This is a genomic window from Idiomarina sp. UBA3176 (assembly GCF_002364295.1).
Classification (GTDB): domain Bacteria; phylum Pseudomonadota; class Gammaproteobacteria; order Enterobacterales; family Alteromonadaceae; genus Idiomarina; species Idiomarina loihiensis.
In genome coordinates, this window is record NZ_DEXU01000011.1 from 1 (window position 1) to 13,348 (window position 13,348).

At 47.6% G+C, this 13,348-nt stretch carries 15 protein-coding genes and 2 tRNA genes; 5 read left to right on the forward strand and 12 right to left on the reverse strand.

All coding sequences use genetic code 11. From position 1 onward, the window contains the following. Positions 1 to 60 precede the first annotated feature (60 nt). Positions 61 to 642 carry a superoxide dismutase gene (locus B2U97_RS04575; protein ID WP_034821902.1) on the reverse strand — a complete coding sequence of 194 codons (582 nt, stop codon included), beginning with the start codon at positions 640 to 642 and terminating at the stop codon, positions 61 to 63. A 201-nt stretch (positions 643 to 843) separates the two neighbouring features. Here B2U97_RS04575 and grxD point away from each other — a divergent pair, with 201 nt between their 5' ends. Together grxD and B2U97_RS04585 are read left to right on the forward strand one after the other, a co-directional pair. Then, positions 844 to 1,182 carry a Grx4 family monothiol glutaredoxin gene (gene grxD / locus B2U97_RS04580; protein ID WP_286823354.1) on the forward strand — a complete coding sequence of 113 codons (339 nt, stop codon included), beginning with the start codon at positions 844 to 846 and terminating at the stop codon, positions 1,180 to 1,182. Positions 1,183 to 1,303: 121 nt separating this feature from the next. Next, positions 1,304 to 1,909, forward strand: coding sequence for a peroxiredoxin (locus B2U97_RS04585; RefSeq protein ID WP_011235036.1), 606 nt, complete (start codon positions 1,304 to 1,306; stop codon positions 1,907 to 1,909). A gap of 67 nt (positions 1,910 to 1,976) precedes the next feature. Here B2U97_RS04585 and rnt read toward each other — a convergent pair whose 3' ends face one another. Further along, on the reverse strand, positions 1,977 to 2,624 hold the full coding sequence (rnt, locus tag B2U97_RS04590; RefSeq protein ID WP_011235035.1) for a ribonuclease T: 648 nt from the start codon (positions 2,622 to 2,624) through the stop codon (positions 1,977 to 1,979). A gap of 128 nt (positions 2,625 to 2,752) precedes the next feature. Here rnt and B2U97_RS04595 point away from each other — a divergent pair, with 128 nt between their 5' ends. Further along, positions 2,753 to 3,649, forward strand: coding sequence for an OmpA family protein (locus B2U97_RS04595; RefSeq protein ID WP_011235034.1), 897 nt, complete (start codon positions 2,753 to 2,755; stop codon positions 3,647 to 3,649). A gap of 5 nt (positions 3,650 to 3,654) precedes the next feature. On the opposite strand, the gene nth is transcribed toward B2U97_RS04595, so the two are convergent. Genes nth through rsxA form a run of 7 tightly spaced genes read right to left on the reverse strand, consistent with a single transcriptional unit; the run spans position 3,655 to position 9,514 of the window. Then, positions 3,655 to 4,290, reverse strand: coding sequence for an endonuclease III (gene nth / locus B2U97_RS04600; RefSeq protein WP_011235033.1), 636 nt, complete (start codon positions 4,288 to 4,290; stop codon positions 3,655 to 3,657). A gap of 25 nt (positions 4,291 to 4,315) precedes the next feature. Further along, entirely contained in the window at positions 4,316 to 4,996 is a 681-nt protein-coding gene (locus B2U97_RS04605) for an electron transport complex subunit E (RefSeq protein ID WP_034821896.1), read from the reverse strand. Next, on the reverse strand, positions 4,993 to 5,634 hold the full coding sequence (gene rsxG, locus B2U97_RS04610) for an electron transport complex subunit RsxG (protein WP_034821894.1): 642 nt from the start codon (positions 5,632 to 5,634) through the stop codon (positions 4,993 to 4,995). Before rsxG ends, B2U97_RS04605 begins: the two co-directional genes overlap by 4 nt. A gap of 1 nt (position 5,635) precedes the next feature. After that, positions 5,636 to 6,688 carry an electron transport complex subunit RsxD gene (gene rsxD, locus B2U97_RS04615; protein ID WP_034821890.1) on the reverse strand — a complete coding sequence of 351 codons (1,053 nt, stop codon included), beginning with the start codon at positions 6,686 to 6,688 and terminating at the stop codon, positions 5,636 to 5,638. Continuing rightward, entirely contained in the window at positions 6,685 to 8,355 is a 1,671-nt protein-coding gene (rsxC, locus tag B2U97_RS04620) for an electron transport complex subunit RsxC (protein WP_034821887.1), read from the reverse strand. Before rsxC ends, rsxD begins: the two co-directional genes overlap by 4 nt. Then, positions 8,352 to 8,933 carry an electron transport complex subunit RsxB gene (gene rsxB, locus B2U97_RS04625; protein ID WP_034821885.1) on the reverse strand — a complete coding sequence of 194 codons (582 nt, stop codon included), beginning with the start codon at positions 8,931 to 8,933 and terminating at the stop codon, positions 8,352 to 8,354. The genes rsxC and rsxB overlap by 4 nt, the downstream gene beginning before the upstream one ends. Continuing rightward, complete coding sequence (gene rsxA, locus B2U97_RS04630) at positions 8,933 to 9,514, reverse strand: electron transport complex subunit RsxA (RefSeq protein ID WP_034821882.1); 582 nt, start codon at positions 9,512 to 9,514, stop codon at positions 8,933 to 8,935. The genes rsxB and rsxA overlap by 1 nt, the downstream gene beginning before the upstream one ends. A gap of 194 nt (positions 9,515 to 9,708) precedes the next feature. On the opposite strand from rsxA, the gene B2U97_RS04635 reads away from it, so the two are divergent. Together B2U97_RS04635 and B2U97_RS04640 are read left to right on the forward strand one after the other, a co-directional pair. Then, positions 9,709 to 10,218 carry a phosphatase PAP2 family protein gene (locus B2U97_RS04635; protein ID WP_034821880.1) on the forward strand — a complete coding sequence of 170 codons (510 nt, stop codon included), beginning with the start codon at positions 9,709 to 9,711 and terminating at the stop codon, positions 10,216 to 10,218. Further along, positions 10,215 to 11,246, forward strand: a complete 1,032-nt coding sequence (locus tag B2U97_RS04640) for a glycosyltransferase family protein (RefSeq protein WP_034821878.1) — start codon at positions 10,215 to 10,217, stop codon at positions 11,244 to 11,246. Before B2U97_RS04635 ends, B2U97_RS04640 begins: the two co-directional genes overlap by 4 nt. A 17-nt stretch (positions 11,247 to 11,263) precedes the next feature. On the opposite strand, the gene B2U97_RS04645 is transcribed toward B2U97_RS04640, so the two are convergent. The 3 genes from B2U97_RS04645 to B2U97_RS04655 all read right to left on the reverse strand — a co-directional run bounded on the left by B2U97_RS04645 (position 11,264) and on the right by B2U97_RS04655 (position 13,345). Continuing rightward, positions 11,264 to 11,340 (reverse strand) — tRNA-Asn (locus B2U97_RS04645). A 22-nt stretch (positions 11,341 to 11,362) separates the two neighbouring features. Continuing rightward, positions 11,363 to 11,439 (reverse strand) — tRNA-Asn (locus tag B2U97_RS04650). A 718-nt stretch (positions 11,440 to 12,157) separates the two neighbouring features. Then, positions 12,158 to 13,345 carry a pyridoxal phosphate-dependent aminotransferase gene (locus B2U97_RS04655; protein ID WP_034821874.1) on the reverse strand — a complete coding sequence of 396 codons (1,188 nt, stop codon included), beginning with the start codon at positions 13,343 to 13,345 and terminating at the stop codon, positions 12,158 to 12,160. Between the last annotated feature and the right edge of the window lie 3 nt (positions 13,346 to 13,348).

Here is a 13,348-nt window from a genome sequence, read left to right on the forward strand (position 1 = left end):
TTTTCTTAACTGATCGGCATTAGCCAATCGGCGCCTTTTTTATTCATTCACAAGTTTGCTTTAAGCAAAGTTCTTGTTTACGAAGTCCCAGTTTACTAGCTTCCAGAAAGCTTCTAAGTAGTTAGGACGAGAGTTACGGTAGTCGATGTAGTAAGCGTGTTCCCACACATCAACAGTTAACAGTGGCTCTACGCCATCGTGCGCGACTGGGGTATCTGCGTCGTCAGTGTTGAACAAATCAACAGAACCGTCAGATTTTTTCACCAGCCATGTCCAGCCAGAACCGAAGTTGCCGGCAGCGCTTGCGTTGAACTCTTCTTTAAATTTCTCGAAAGAGCCAAACTTTTTGTTAATAGCTTCAGCTACTGGGCCAGTTGGTTCACCGCCGCCGTTCGGGCTTAGGCAGTTCCAGTAGAACGTGTGGTTCCATACCTGTGCAGCGTTGTTGAACAGGCCGCCTTTTTCAGACTTAATAATGTCTTCCAGAGACTTGCTTTCAAGGTCGGTACCTTTAACCGCATCGTTCAGTTTGCTCACGTAAGTCGCGTGATGCTTACCATAATGGTATTCCAGAGTTTCTTCTGAAATGTGCGGTGCCAGAGCGTTTTTCTCGTATGGAAGAGCCGGTAGTTCAAATGCCATAATTTTTTCTCTCCGTTCTTTATGAGTGCAAATGTGCGACCTGCACGTTAACTTGTGCAGGTTCTTTCTTGTTATACCTTACGATATATAGGGCTGACTGGATTGCTTTTCAAGGAAATCTTCCAATTTAGGACAAAACTTTATAGGCTGTGTTAAAATACCTGAGTGTTTTAATCAACCATTATATTAAGCAGAGGTGTTATGGAAACGGTTGACAGAATTAAGCAGCAAATCGAAGAAAACCCAATCCTGTTGTACATGAAAGGCTCTCCGAAGTTGCCTAGCTGTGGTTTCTCTTCACAAGCATCACAAGCCTTGATGGGCTGTGGGCAGGCGTTTGCTTACGTCGATATCCTGCAAAATCCGGATATCCGTGCAGAATTGCCTAAATACGCAAACTGGCCGACTTTCCCGCAGCTTTGGGTTGAGGGTGAACTGGTTGGCGGTTGTGATATTATTATGGAAATGTTCCAGAACGGCGAACTGCAAGAATTGGTTTCTGAAGTTGCAGAGCGTCATCCGGAGCCTTCAGTTGAATGAAATTTGAGCAAATAGTAGACAGTCTGTAGTGAATATCGTGGTTGACCTTGTTTTTTCATTGAGGCATCCCCATCACTACAGGTGAAGATTTAACACACTCAACATTAAATGGAGAGAATCGATGTCTGTATTAGTAGGTCGTAAGGCACCTGATTTTACTGCAGCAGCAGTATTAGGTTCAGGTGAAATTGTTGAAGATTTCAAACTGTCAGATGCCATCAAAGGCAAAAAAGCAGTGGTTTTCTTCTATCCGTTGGACTTTACTTTCGTATGTCCTTCAGAGCTAATTGCTTTTGACAAACGTTTAGACGAATTCAAAAAACGTGGCGTAGAAGTCATCGGTGTATCAATTGACTCTCAGTTTACTCACAGCGCATGGCGTAATACGTCAACCGACGCTGGTGGTATTGGTCAGGTGAAATACCCGTTGGTTGCTGACGTTCGTCACAGCATTTGTAAAGCGTACGACGTTGAACACCCACAAGCTGGCGTTGCGTTCCGTGGTTCATTCTTAATTGATGAAGAAGGCATGGTTCGTCACCAGGTAGTTAACGACTTGCCATTAGGCCGTAACATCGACGAGATGCTGCGTATGGTTGACGCACTGAACTTCCACGAGAAGCACGGTGAAGTTTGCCCAGCAGGCTGGGAAGAAGGTAAAGAAGGCATGAAAGAAAACGCAGAAGGCGTTGCTTCTTACTTGTCTAAAAACGCTGACAAACTGTAAGCGTTTACTGAATTGAGAAAGCCGCTCGTTTGAGCGGCTTTTTTATGTCTGAATTTCGTGTGTAAAGTTAACTTTTATCCTGCCGCGATTCCGGCGGCCAGCCACCCAATTCCTTCCAGCGGTTAATCATCCAGCAATAGAGCTCTGCGGTGCGTTCGGTGTCATACAAGGCTGAGTGTGCTTGTTTGCTGTCAAACTCAATACCGGCTGCCTGGCATGCTTTAATCAGTACAGTTTGCCCTAAGGTCATTGCCGCAAGCGACGTTGTATCAAAACTGACAAAAGGATGAAACGGGTTACGTTTTAAATTGGCACGCTCAGCGGCGGCCATCATAAAGCCGTGATCAAAGTTTGAGTTATGTCCCACTAAAACACTCCGCTGACAACCGGCAGCTTTCTGTGCTTTTCGTATAGGCTTGAAAAGCTCACGCAGCGCTTCACCTTCCTCTACGGCTCCGCGCAAGGGGCAGTGCGGGTCAATGCCGTTAAAGTCGATAGCCGCCTGTTCAATGTTGGCACCTTCGAAAGGTTTTACGTGGTAATGAACCGAGTCGACCGGCTTGAGTATTCCGTCGTCATCGAAATCCAGCAAGACTGCAGCTATTTCCAGTAACGCATCGGTTTTTGCGTTAAACCCCGCTGTTTCGACATCGACGACTACCGGCATGTAGCCGCGAAAACGTTGTTTCATAAGCGAGTTAGAGCTGTCTGACATAGAATTTCCGTAGTGAATAAAACATAACGCCATTATGCCAAAGATAACGGAGTTCTGCTTGCAGAAATACTAAAGCAACCGCAATGCTTGCCGATAACAGACGTATCAGAAATAAATCAGGGGCGCTTATGAAAAATTGGCCGATGTTGACTGCTGTTTCAGCCTCGCTGCTGCTATTAAGCGGGCAGGCACAAGCAAACTCAGTCAGGCACTACAGTGCAAACCTGGATAACTCCGCCTGGCAGATCAGTGAAAAGAACCGCTTAGCCTGTGAGATGGAACATGAAATTCCTCGTTACGGTAAGGTGCGGTTTCAAAGTGAAGCCAGCAAAGAGCTCAATTTGCGCATGAAAATGGAGATGCAGAAGTTACCGGACAGCTATGGTGTGTCTGCTATTGAGTCGGTGCCGCCGCGCTGGCAGCCCGGTGAGTCCAGTTACCGCATTGGTAATATGCAACTGTATAAGCAGTTTGATGGTGAGCTGCAAAAACAACTGGCATGGACTTTGTTAAGCGAGCTGGAGAAAGGGCGGTATCCCACGTTTTTCTATGATGACTGGTACAACAACCGTGATCAGGTGGCAGTGTCTTTGTCGTCGGTGAATTTTCGTCGTACTTATGATGACTTTATGAGCTGCGTAAATGCGTTATTGCCTTTCAGCTTTGATGATATTGCGTACACGGTGCTTAACCATGAAGCCGACAGCGAAAAGCTGACTTTGTCCTCGCAGCGAAAGCTTAAACAGATTAGCGATTATCTTCAGGTGGATAATGAGCTGGAACTGGTTCTGGTGGATGCCTATACTGACTCGCTTGGTGCGCGTGGGCCGAACCAGGAATTAACCGAACAGCGCGCGAAAGAAATTCAGCAGTTTTTTGTTGAGCGTGGTATAGACGCCGAGCGGATTAAAACCGTTGCTCACGGTGAAGATCGTCCGGTTAAATCCAATGACAATGAGATAAACCGTCAGATTAACCGCCGCGTTATTGTGCAACTGACAAAACCGTCGTCGATTGAGCTGTAATAAGCTCAATCGCTGGTTTTTTCTTTAAACTCGCACAAGTCTTCAATAACGCAGGAACCACAACGTGGCTTGCGGGCTATGCAGGTGTAACGGCCGTGCAAAATTAACCAGTGGTGCACATCGACCTTAAACTCAGCCGGTACCACTTTTATCAGTTTTTCTTCTACTTCTTTGACGTTTTTTCCCGGTGCCAGTTTGGTGCGGTTAGACACGCGGAATATGTGCGTGTCTACGGCAATAGTCGGCCAGCCGAAGGCGGTATTTAACACCACGTTTGCGGTTTTACGACCAACACCAGGCAGGGCTTCCAGTGCAGCTCTGTCTTCCGGTACTTCGCCGCCATATTCTTGAACCAGAATTTTGCAGGTTTTGTAAGCGTTTTCGGCTTTGGAATTAAACAGGCCGATTGTTTTTATGTATTCTTTTATGCCATCCACACCCAGCGCCAGCATTGTTTCCGCGGTAGGCGCTGCGGGAAAGAGTTTACGAGTGGCTTTATTAACCCCAACGTCGGTTGCTTGAGCGGATAACAAGACCGCAATCAGTAACTGAAAAGGTGAGTCATATTCCAGTTCTGTGGTTGGGTTGGGGTTGTTGTCCCGTAGTCGGCTTAAAATTTCGTAACGCTTGGTTTTATTCATAATAAGTCATTTGTTGTTATATTTTTCAGGCAGTAACCCGTGCACGGGTAACGGTTTTCTTTTCAGCGCGGGCGCTGCGTACTGCATCTATTTTATTTTTCAACGCAATAATAAAGCCCATACCAATAAAGGCTCCGGGTGGCAGTATCGCCAGTAATAATGGGTAATTCACCGTGAATAGCTCAATGCGCAACTGTGAAGCCCAGTCACCTAACAAGAGTTCTGCGCCATTAAACAGCGTGCCGTTACCGATAATTTCGCGCATTGCGCCCAGCACTACCAGTACTAAGGCAAAGCCTGCGCCCATTGTCAGCCCGTCGAAGGCGGCGCGTTGCCATGGGTTTTTCGAGGCGTAGGCTTCTGCGCGGCCAATAATGGCGCAGTTGGTGACAATAAGCGGAATGAAAATACCCAGCGACTGGTACAGCTGAAAGACGTAGGCGTTCATCAGTAATTGAATAATGGTGACAAAAGTGGCGATAACCATAACAAAGACCGGAATACGAATTTCCGATGGCACAAAGTCGCGTACCAGAGACACGGTAACGTTAGAACCGACCAGAACAAATAATGTGGCGAGTCCAAGACCCAGGGCATTGGTCACCGAAGCGGTAACCGCCAATAGAGGGCATAAACCTAACAGCTGCACCAGTGCTGGGTTGTTGTCCCATAAGCCTTGCTTGGTTAAATGTTTGTATTCATTCATTCCTGAACCTCCTGACAGTGAGGTAAGTCGGCATTAAATAGAACGTCGGCTTGCTGCTGAAGTTCTAAAGTCGCACGTTTTACTGCCGAAACCACGGCGCGAGGCGTAATGGTGGCGCCGGTAAACTGGTCAAACATACCGCCGTCGCGTTGCACCGCCCAGCGGTCATCGTCTGCGCCGCGAACTTGCTTCTCAGCAAAGCTTTTTATCCAGTCGCTTTTTTCAACTTCGATTTTGTCGCCTAAACCGGGAGTTTCCTGATGGCGCAGAGTTCTTACGCCCAGGACTTCACCGCTGGGTTTAATAGCCACTAATAAACGAATAGCACCGGAGTAGCCGTCGGGTGCAATAACTTCGGCTGCCAGCGCGGTTGGCTCTTCGTTAACCCATGCACGATATAAGGGTTGCTGCTTGCTGCTGCCTAATGCCGGGTTCTCCAGTAAACGACAGGACTGATACAAGTCGTTGTCGTGCATGGTTGGTGGTATCAGTTGGTTCAACGTGCGCAATACCTGCCGTTGTTGCTGCATGGCAATTTTGTCTTCGGTCAGCACCTGCACACCAATAACCAGAGACGTGGCAACAACTGCGAATGCCGCCAACAATAAACCGTTTTTTTGCATACTGTTCAGCGTCATTTCAGTCTCCGTGTCCGTATACAACAGGCCGCGTGTAACGGTCTATAAGCGGTACGCACATATTGGCAAGCAACACAGCAAAGGCGACTGCATCGGGATAGCCGCCCCAACTGCGAATAACAAAAATTAAGAAGCCAATAAGCAAGCCAAATATAACCCGTCCACGATTAGAGGTAGCCGCAGATACCGGGTCGGTGGCTATAAAGAAGGCACCTAACATTGTTGCTCCGCTTAAGGCGTGAACGACTGGTCCGGGCATTAGATCCGGGGCAAATATATGCGCGATAAACGCGGGTATACAAAGACCACCAAGAAAGCCGAGTGGAATGTGCCAGCTGATAATACGTTGCTGAATTAAGAGTAACCCACCGACGAAAAAGCCCAGGTTTATCCACTGCCAGCCGGCACCGGCAAAGTAACTGAATTCCGGGCGCTGATAAATTTCAGTCAGTGTATAACCCTGAGTCAGTCCGGTTTTTATACTGTCGAGTGGGGTTGCCATGGTGACGCCATCGATACCGGAACGGAGCTGCTCAACGCTGTAGCCTGCAGGCGTGTATTCAAACAATATGGTGTGCAACGTTTGCCATAAGTTAAGCGAATGCTCACTAATGGCTGAAACTGGTAACCAGTTGGTCATTTGTACCGGGAACGACACCAGAAGAAGCACATAACCAGCCATGGCCGGGTTAAATAAGTTTTGCCCCATGCCACCATAAACATGTTTGACCACGACAATGGCGAATAATGTTCCTATAACGATGATCCACCAGGGCGCTAATGAAGGGATGCTAATAGCCAGTAAAACGGCGGTAACTATGGCAGTATTGTCGCGCAAGGCTGAAAATGCCGGACGCTCCCGGGCTACGGTGCAGGCCATTTCGGCGGCAATTGCAGTAACCACGGCCAGAAGAATTTGAAACCAGATACCGGAACCAAAAAAGTAACTGTGCAGCAGTACGCCGGGAACCAGTGCATAACAAACCCAGCGCATCATTTCGCTGGTGCTGCGCTGGTTATGCCCATGGGGTGACGATGCAATTCTGAAACTCATGACTCATTTCCTTTGGCTGAGTTGCTTTCTTCTGGGCTTTCTTTAGCAGCCTGAGCTGCCTTTTTAGCTTTAGCGCGGGCAATAGCGGCTGCAACTGCTGCTGATTTACCGGCCGGTTTCTCAGTGCTTTCTTCCGCTTTACTTCCCGGTTCGTCGCTGCTTTTCTGTTGCGCTTCTTGTTGCATTTCCTGCTGCATTTTTTTGCGTTCTTCGGCGGCTTTTCTGTGACGCTCTAAGCGTTCTTCTTTTTCACGCTCCAGCCGTTCCTGCCTTGCTTCGAAACGTTTACGAGCTTGTTCCGCTTTGGCTTTTTCACGGGCTATATTGCGCACTTCGGCTTTGGCCTTTCGGTAATAGTGCACCAGTGGTATCTCGCTGGGGCAGACATAAGCGCAGGCACCGCATTCAATGCAGTCGAACAAATTGTGTTTTTCCAGCGACTCGTAGTCTTTGGCTTTGGCCAACCATTGCAATTGCTGCGGTTGTAATGTTGCCGGGCAGGCGTCGGCACAGGCGCCGCATCGAATACAGGCCAGCTCAGGTCCGGGAGAGGGCAGTTCCTTCTCCGTAGGTGCCAGAACACAGTTAGTGGTTTTTATTACCGGCACTTCCGTAATAGGCAGGGTGAAGCCCATCATAGGCCCGCCCATAATAATGCGTTGCTTTTTCTCCGGAGTAAAACCTGACTCATCCAGCAAATGCTGAATTGGTGTTCCTAATAAGGCCCACACGTTCCCCCGCTGTTTAAGAGATTCGCCGGTCAGCGTAACCACGCGCTCTAACAATGGCTCACCATGGATAATTGCCCGTTTAACGGCATAAGCTGTGCCGACGTTTTGCATCAGCAGGCCGATATCCATCGGCAACTTGCCACTGGGTACCTGATGCCCGGTAAGCAGTTCAATCAGTTGCTTTTCCCCACCGGACGGGTACTTAGTAGGCACTACTTTAAGCTGTATTTGCGGGTTGTCGTTAATGGCTTCTGCCATGGCCTTTATGGCCTCAGGTTTATTATCTTCAATAGCAAGCAGAACCGAGTCACAACGGGTTATGTACTGCAAAATGCGAATGCCGGCAACAATGTCATCGGCGTGTTCCTGCATTAAGCGATCGTCTGCGGCAATGTAAGGTTCGCACTCAACCCCGTTTATAATAAGGTGTTTCAGAGGCTTTTGTTGCGCCAGTTTTTGAGCGGTAGGGAAACCTGCACCACCTAAACCGGCAATACCAGCTTCCTGAATCAGCTCCAGCAAGCGTGAAATTTCAACGTCATGATAATCTGGCAGTGCGTGCTTATTGCCCCAGCGGTCTTCGCCGTCCGGGTGAATGACAATAGCCTGTTCCGGCAAGCCCGATGCATGCGCCGTAGGGCGCTCTTCAATGGCGGCAATGGTACCGGATGTTGGAGCGTGCAAGGGTAACCCCTGGCTTAACCCTGCTTCAGTTAAACGCTGACCTTTATCGACGCGCTCGCCGACCTTAACCAAAACCTTACCAGAAGGGCCGATGTGCTGGCGCACCGGCAAAATGAGTTCTTGCGGTAATGTAAGCTTGCGAATGGGCTGGCTGCTGGCCGGCTGCTTGCGCTCAGGAGGATGAACACCGCCAGGGAAGTGACCTATCACATTGGCGTTAAAGTCATGTTTGTTTGCCTGCACGTCGCTCATTCCACCACCTTAACCGGAATGCTATTGGCTTTTATGTTCTCTTTCACGGTATCCAAATCCCATTGCCAGGTTTCGGGTTTTGCTTTTACTTTCACCATGTCGATACAGTCGACCGGGCAAGGTTCAACACAAAGATCGCAGCCGGTACATTCATGTTCGATAACCGTGTGCATTTGTTTTGCTGCACCTAAAATGGCATCGACCGGGCAGGCTTGAATACATTTAGTGCAACCAATGCACTCGTCCTCGCGGATAACCGCGACTTTTTTAACGTCTTCTTCGCCATGAGCATCATCCAGAGGCTTGGCTTCTACGCCCATTAAATCGGCTAACTGTTTTATGGTCGCTTCGCCGCCCGGCGGGCATTTGTTAATGTCGTCACCGTCGGCAATGGCTTGTGCGTAGGGGCGGCAACCGGGGTAACCGCATTGGCCACATTGTGTTTGTGGCAGAATTTCGTCAATCTGGTCGACAATAGGATCGCTCTCGACGCGGAATTTAACCGCGGCAAAACCAAGAATCACTCCGAATATCAGCGCTAATATACCCAGCGCGATAACTGCTCCGAATAAACTCATTAACTGCTCACCAATCCGCTAAAGCCCATAAAGGCAAGAGACATAAGCCCTGCGGTTATCATCGCAATAGCCGAACCTTTAAACGCTACCGGCACGTCGGCGGCAGCTAAGCGCTCACGCAGAGCTGAGAATAAAATAAGTACCAGTGAGAAACCAATAGCGGCCCCTAAGCCATAAACAATAGACTGCACAAAGTTGTGTTGCTCGTTGACGTTAAGCAGAGCAACACCCAAAACGGCACAGTTAGTGGTAATTAGAGGCAGGAAAATACCCAGTAACCGGTACAGCGTAGGGCTGGTTTTGTGTACCACCATTTCTGTAAATTGTACGACCACTGCAATAACCAGGATAAAGCTGAGCGTTTGCAGCGACATTAAGTCGAGCGGCTCAAGCAGGTATTGATTTACCAGGTAGCTACAGACCGAGGCAAGAGTCAGCACAAAGGTGGTCGCTGCTGACATGCCTATTGCCGTGTCCAGTTTGCCGGAAACGCCCATAAAGGGGCACAACCCCAGGAACTTCACCAGTACAAAGTTATTAACCAGCACGGTGCCTATCAGTAGCAGTAAGTAATCGGTCATTTACCTTTCCGGATACTGTGTTTAACAAAGACCGCATATTATCGGTGTTTTGGTCGCCATAAACAACAGACAGAGGGCATGTGTTTTGGAGAAAATTTGTGCATTGTCATACTTTCTTCACGAAACTGCTCATTTAGTGTCATAAAGGCTTGGCAAGGTAGCTACAACTGAAGCCAAAATGGGTTTTAAACCACATGGTACTAATCAGTTATTTACAACGTTTTGACCGCTATTGTTATTGTTTGTTTTCTGGTTTGCGGGCTAAGGATTTGCCCGGACAAATTGCACTGCTGACATCGCGCAGTGGTGACGGTTACGGTTACCTGGTTATTGCGCTAATGGCCTGGCTTCTGGACGAATCCGGCGACGACTATTTTGCCCACCTGTTACTTGCCTTTGCACTTGAGCTACCGGCTTACTGGATAATGAAAAACAGTTTTCGGCGTCAGCGACCCAGTGAGTTGAATTTATCTTTTGCTGCTTTGGTTGTCGCCAGTGATAAATTCAGTTTTCCTTCCGGGCATACCGCAGCGGCTGTTCTGTTTTCTACAGTAACCTATCAGTATTACCCAAATCTTGGCTTAGTCTGTTTTGGCTGGGCTGCCGCTATTGGTGCCTCCCGAGTTGTGGTTGGCGTCCATTACCCCAGCGATATTGTTGCTGGTGCTTCGCTGGCTATTGTCGTATCGGAGTTCGTTATATGAAAATTCTTTATGGTATACAGGGCACGGGTAATGGTCACCTGAGTCGCTGTCACACCATGGCAAAGTCTCTTGCAAAATATAATGTTGATATTGATTACCTGATATCGGGGCGTGATGTTGCCGGTTTATTCGATATGGACGTTTTCGGCGATTATCAGTGGCAGCAGGGTTTGTCTTTTGTCACTGAAAAAGGGCGGTTAAGAAGACGTAAGACGTTACTTAACAATGACTGGAGTCAGTTTTGGCAGGATGTAAAAAAATTACCGGTAAAAGATTACGATTTAGTGATCACAGATTATGAACCCGTAACCGCCTGGGCGGCTAAGAAAGCCGGAGTGCGCTGTATTGGCTTAGGTCGTCAGTATGCGTTTCAGGAGCCTGAGTTGTTCCGGCGCTTGTCCTGGTGGCAGAAAAAGCTGATATCTTCATTTGCGCCCTGTTCAGAGCCTGTCGGTATGCACTGGCTTTCAACCGGAAATGCGATTCCCCCCGTGGTCAGGCATGAAGAAAATAACTGTGGCGGCTTAATGCAACGCGTGGTTGTCTATTTACCCTTTGAAGACCCTCGGCATGTAATTGAACAATTGCAGCCTTTAGATAATTACGAGTTTTCTTTTTTTCATCCTTTGGCTAAGCGCGAGTCTTTAGGTCATATTGAGTGTTACCCACCTTCAAGAGCGGAGTTTGCCGCTCACTTCAATAAGGCCTCGGCTATTTTGTCTAACGCGGGGTTTGAAACCAGTTGCGAGGCGCTGAGTCAGGGCAAAGCGCTTGCAGTAAAGCCTTTAACCGGTCAGTTTGAGCAAAAATGGAATGCGCAGATACTGCAGGAGCAGGGGTTAGCGCATGTCCTTAAGCGAATCGACAGCGTATCAATTGATAGTTGGTTAACCCAACGTAATCCGCAACGGTTATATTGGCCTAATGTTGCAGATGAATTAGCTCAGTGGATATCTAAAGGCGCTCAGCAGCCTGTTGCTGAACTGAGTGCAGGGCTGTGGTCCAGAAACGAAAAAACCGCCGTATAGGCGGTTCTCTCTAAATGTGGCTCCCCAGGTTGGATTCGAACCAACGACACATGGATTAACAGTCCACCGCTCTAACCAACTGAGCTACTGGGGAATTGAATAGGTTGGATGTTGTTTGGCTCCCCAGGTTGGATTCGAACCAACGACACATGGATTAACAGTCCACCGCTCTAACCAACTGAGCTACTGGGGAACAACATTCAACGGCTGCGAATATTAAAGCTCATACGCAGGGGTGTCAACTATTCTGCGAAGGTTTTTAAAGGAAAACGGTTCGGTTGTCGAAAAAGTCGACAAAATAGCTTTTTTAATCATATCAGCGCTAAAACAGGCGCCAATCGCTATCGATGACAATGTCAAGTAACTGTAAAATATTCAGGCATAACATAAGTACTATGTTTATCGCTGATCTCATTATCCACAGATATCTGAATGTCGCAGTAGATAACGGCTACATGATCTTATCCACGGAATCTGTGGATAACCTTGTGTTTAACTCTGTTAAGTCGTAAGAGTGATGCGGGTTTGAAGGCATTTCTAGGGCTGGTTAAAAAATAACGCAGTGATTTAATTACTATAAAATACAATAAGTTACGTTATTTTGGTGAATAAACACTCATGTTGGTGATTCCGTCACCAACCAATGCCTGAAGAATCAGCAACTTGTGTATTTCTTAGTGAATTTGACTAAAAAACGCGCCAAAAAATCTTTCCGGAAATAGGTTGATCGGGCTTGACATTGATTAAATTGATCGGGATCTAATTGACTTTATCTGAGGTGGACTTTTAGTAATTTGTAATAAAACTATCAAAATAGAAAAGGGCAATATTGGCGTGATTTAAGCTGGAATGACTGTTCAATTAATAGGGTTTTGGCGCTCATCCGGGGAAATGGCGCCAAAACCTTTATTTTATAAACTTTCTGAAAAGTCTTTAATTCTCTTAACCGCTTCTTTTAATACATCCATACTGGTTGCAAAGGACAGACGGCAATACCCATCGGTACCGAAAGCTGAGCCAGGCACTAAGGCTACGTTTGCTTCGGTTAGCAGTTTTTCGCAAAGCTCAACGTCGTTACTTACCTTAGCTTTAGCCATTAATCCATCAACCTGCGCGAATGCGTAGAAGGTACCGTCACCGGGCACGCAGTTAACGCCGTCGATGCTATTTAAGGCATCTACCAGGTAGTCGTGACGCTCTTTAAATGCACTTACCATGGTGTCGATGCAGCTCTGGTCACCATTTAATGCCGCCGCCGCTGCATACTGACTGATGCTGGTTGGGTTTGAAGTACTTTGTGACTGCATTTTTTTCATGGCTGCAATAATAGGTTTAGGCCCGGCAGCATAACCGATACGCCAGCCTGTCATTGCATAAGCTTTGGATACTCCGGTCAGGATAACGGTGCGATCTTTAAGATCCGGAGCCACCATAGGCAAGTTGGCAAAAGCGGAATCACTCCAGAGGATATGTTCATACATATCGTCAGTGGCGATAAGTACCTTTGGATAGTCACGCAGTACTTCAGCCAAAGCTTTCAGTTCGTCTGCTGTGTATGCCGTTCCCGCCGGGTTAGACGGACTATTAATAAACATTAACCGGGTTTTATCGGTTAGTGCTTCGCGCAGTTGTTCTGGTGTGATCTTAAAACGCTGATCAATACCAGCTTTAACAATAACGGGCTCTGCGCCAACCAGTTTGGTCATATCCGGATAAGAAACCCAATAAGGCGCGGGGATAATGACTTCATCACCCGGGTTTAACCAGGCACTGAGCAAATTAAAAATACTGTGTTTGCCGCCGGCAGAGACAATAATTTCTTTGCGCTCATAGCTCAGGTTATTGTCACGCTCCAGCTTTTTAATGACCGCATCTTTTAGCTCGTCGATGCCATCAACTGCAGTATATTTTGTTTTACCATCGCGAATCGCCTGAATAGCCGCTTCTTTGATAAAATCTGGTGTATCAAAATCTGGCTCGCCGACGCCCAGACCAATAACATCTTTGCCTTGTTGGCGTAATTCATTGGCTTTTTGAGTAACCGCCAGAGTCGGCGATGGTTGAATCGCATTGATACGATCAGAGAGTTGATAATCCACGTT

Coding starts and splice junctions, on each gene's coding strand:
- grxD (WP_286823354.1), top strand. CDS start 844: ATGGAAACGGTTGACAGAATTAAGCAGCAAATCGAAGAAAACCCAATC.
- rsxG (WP_034821894.1), bottom strand. CDS start 5,634: ATGACGCTGAACAGTATGCAAAAAAACGGTTTATTGTTGGCGGCATTC.
- B2U97_RS04595 (WP_011235034.1), top strand. CDS start 2,753: ATGAAAAATTGGCCGATGTTGACTGCTGTTTCAGCCTCGCTGCTGCTA.
- rsxC (WP_034821887.1), bottom strand. CDS start 8,355: ATGAGCGACGTGCAGGCAAACAAACATGACTTTAACGCCAATGTGATA.
- B2U97_RS04585 (WP_011235036.1), top strand. CDS start 1,304: ATGTCTGTATTAGTAGGTCGTAAGGCACCTGATTTTACTGCAGCAGCA.
- nth (WP_011235033.1), bottom strand. CDS start 4,290: ATGAATAAAACCAAGCGTTACGAAATTTTAAGCCGACTACGGGACAAC.
- B2U97_RS04640 (WP_034821878.1), top strand. CDS start 10,215: ATGAAAATTCTTTATGGTATACAGGGCACGGGTAATGGTCACCTGAGT.
- rsxD (WP_034821890.1), bottom strand. CDS start 6,688: ATGAGTTTCAGAATTGCATCGTCACCCCATGGGCATAACCAGCGCAGC.
- rsxB (WP_034821885.1), bottom strand. CDS start 8,933: ATGAGTTTATTCGGAGCAGTTATCGCGCTGGGTATATTAGCGCTGATA.
- rnt (WP_011235035.1), bottom strand. CDS start 2,624: ATGTCAGACAGCTCTAACTCGCTTATGAAACAACGTTTTCGCGGCTAC.
- B2U97_RS04575 (WP_034821902.1), bottom strand. CDS start 642: ATGGCATTTGAACTACCGGCTCTTCCATACGAGAAAAACGCTCTGGCA.
- rsxA (WP_034821882.1), bottom strand. CDS start 9,514: ATGACCGATTACTTACTGCTACTGATAGGCACCGTGCTGGTTAATAAC.
- B2U97_RS04635 (WP_034821880.1), top strand. CDS start 9,709: ATGGTACTAATCAGTTATTTACAACGTTTTGACCGCTATTGTTATTGT.
- B2U97_RS04605 (WP_034821896.1), bottom strand. CDS start 4,996: ATGAATGAATACAAACATTTAACCAAGCAAGGCTTATGGGACAACAAC.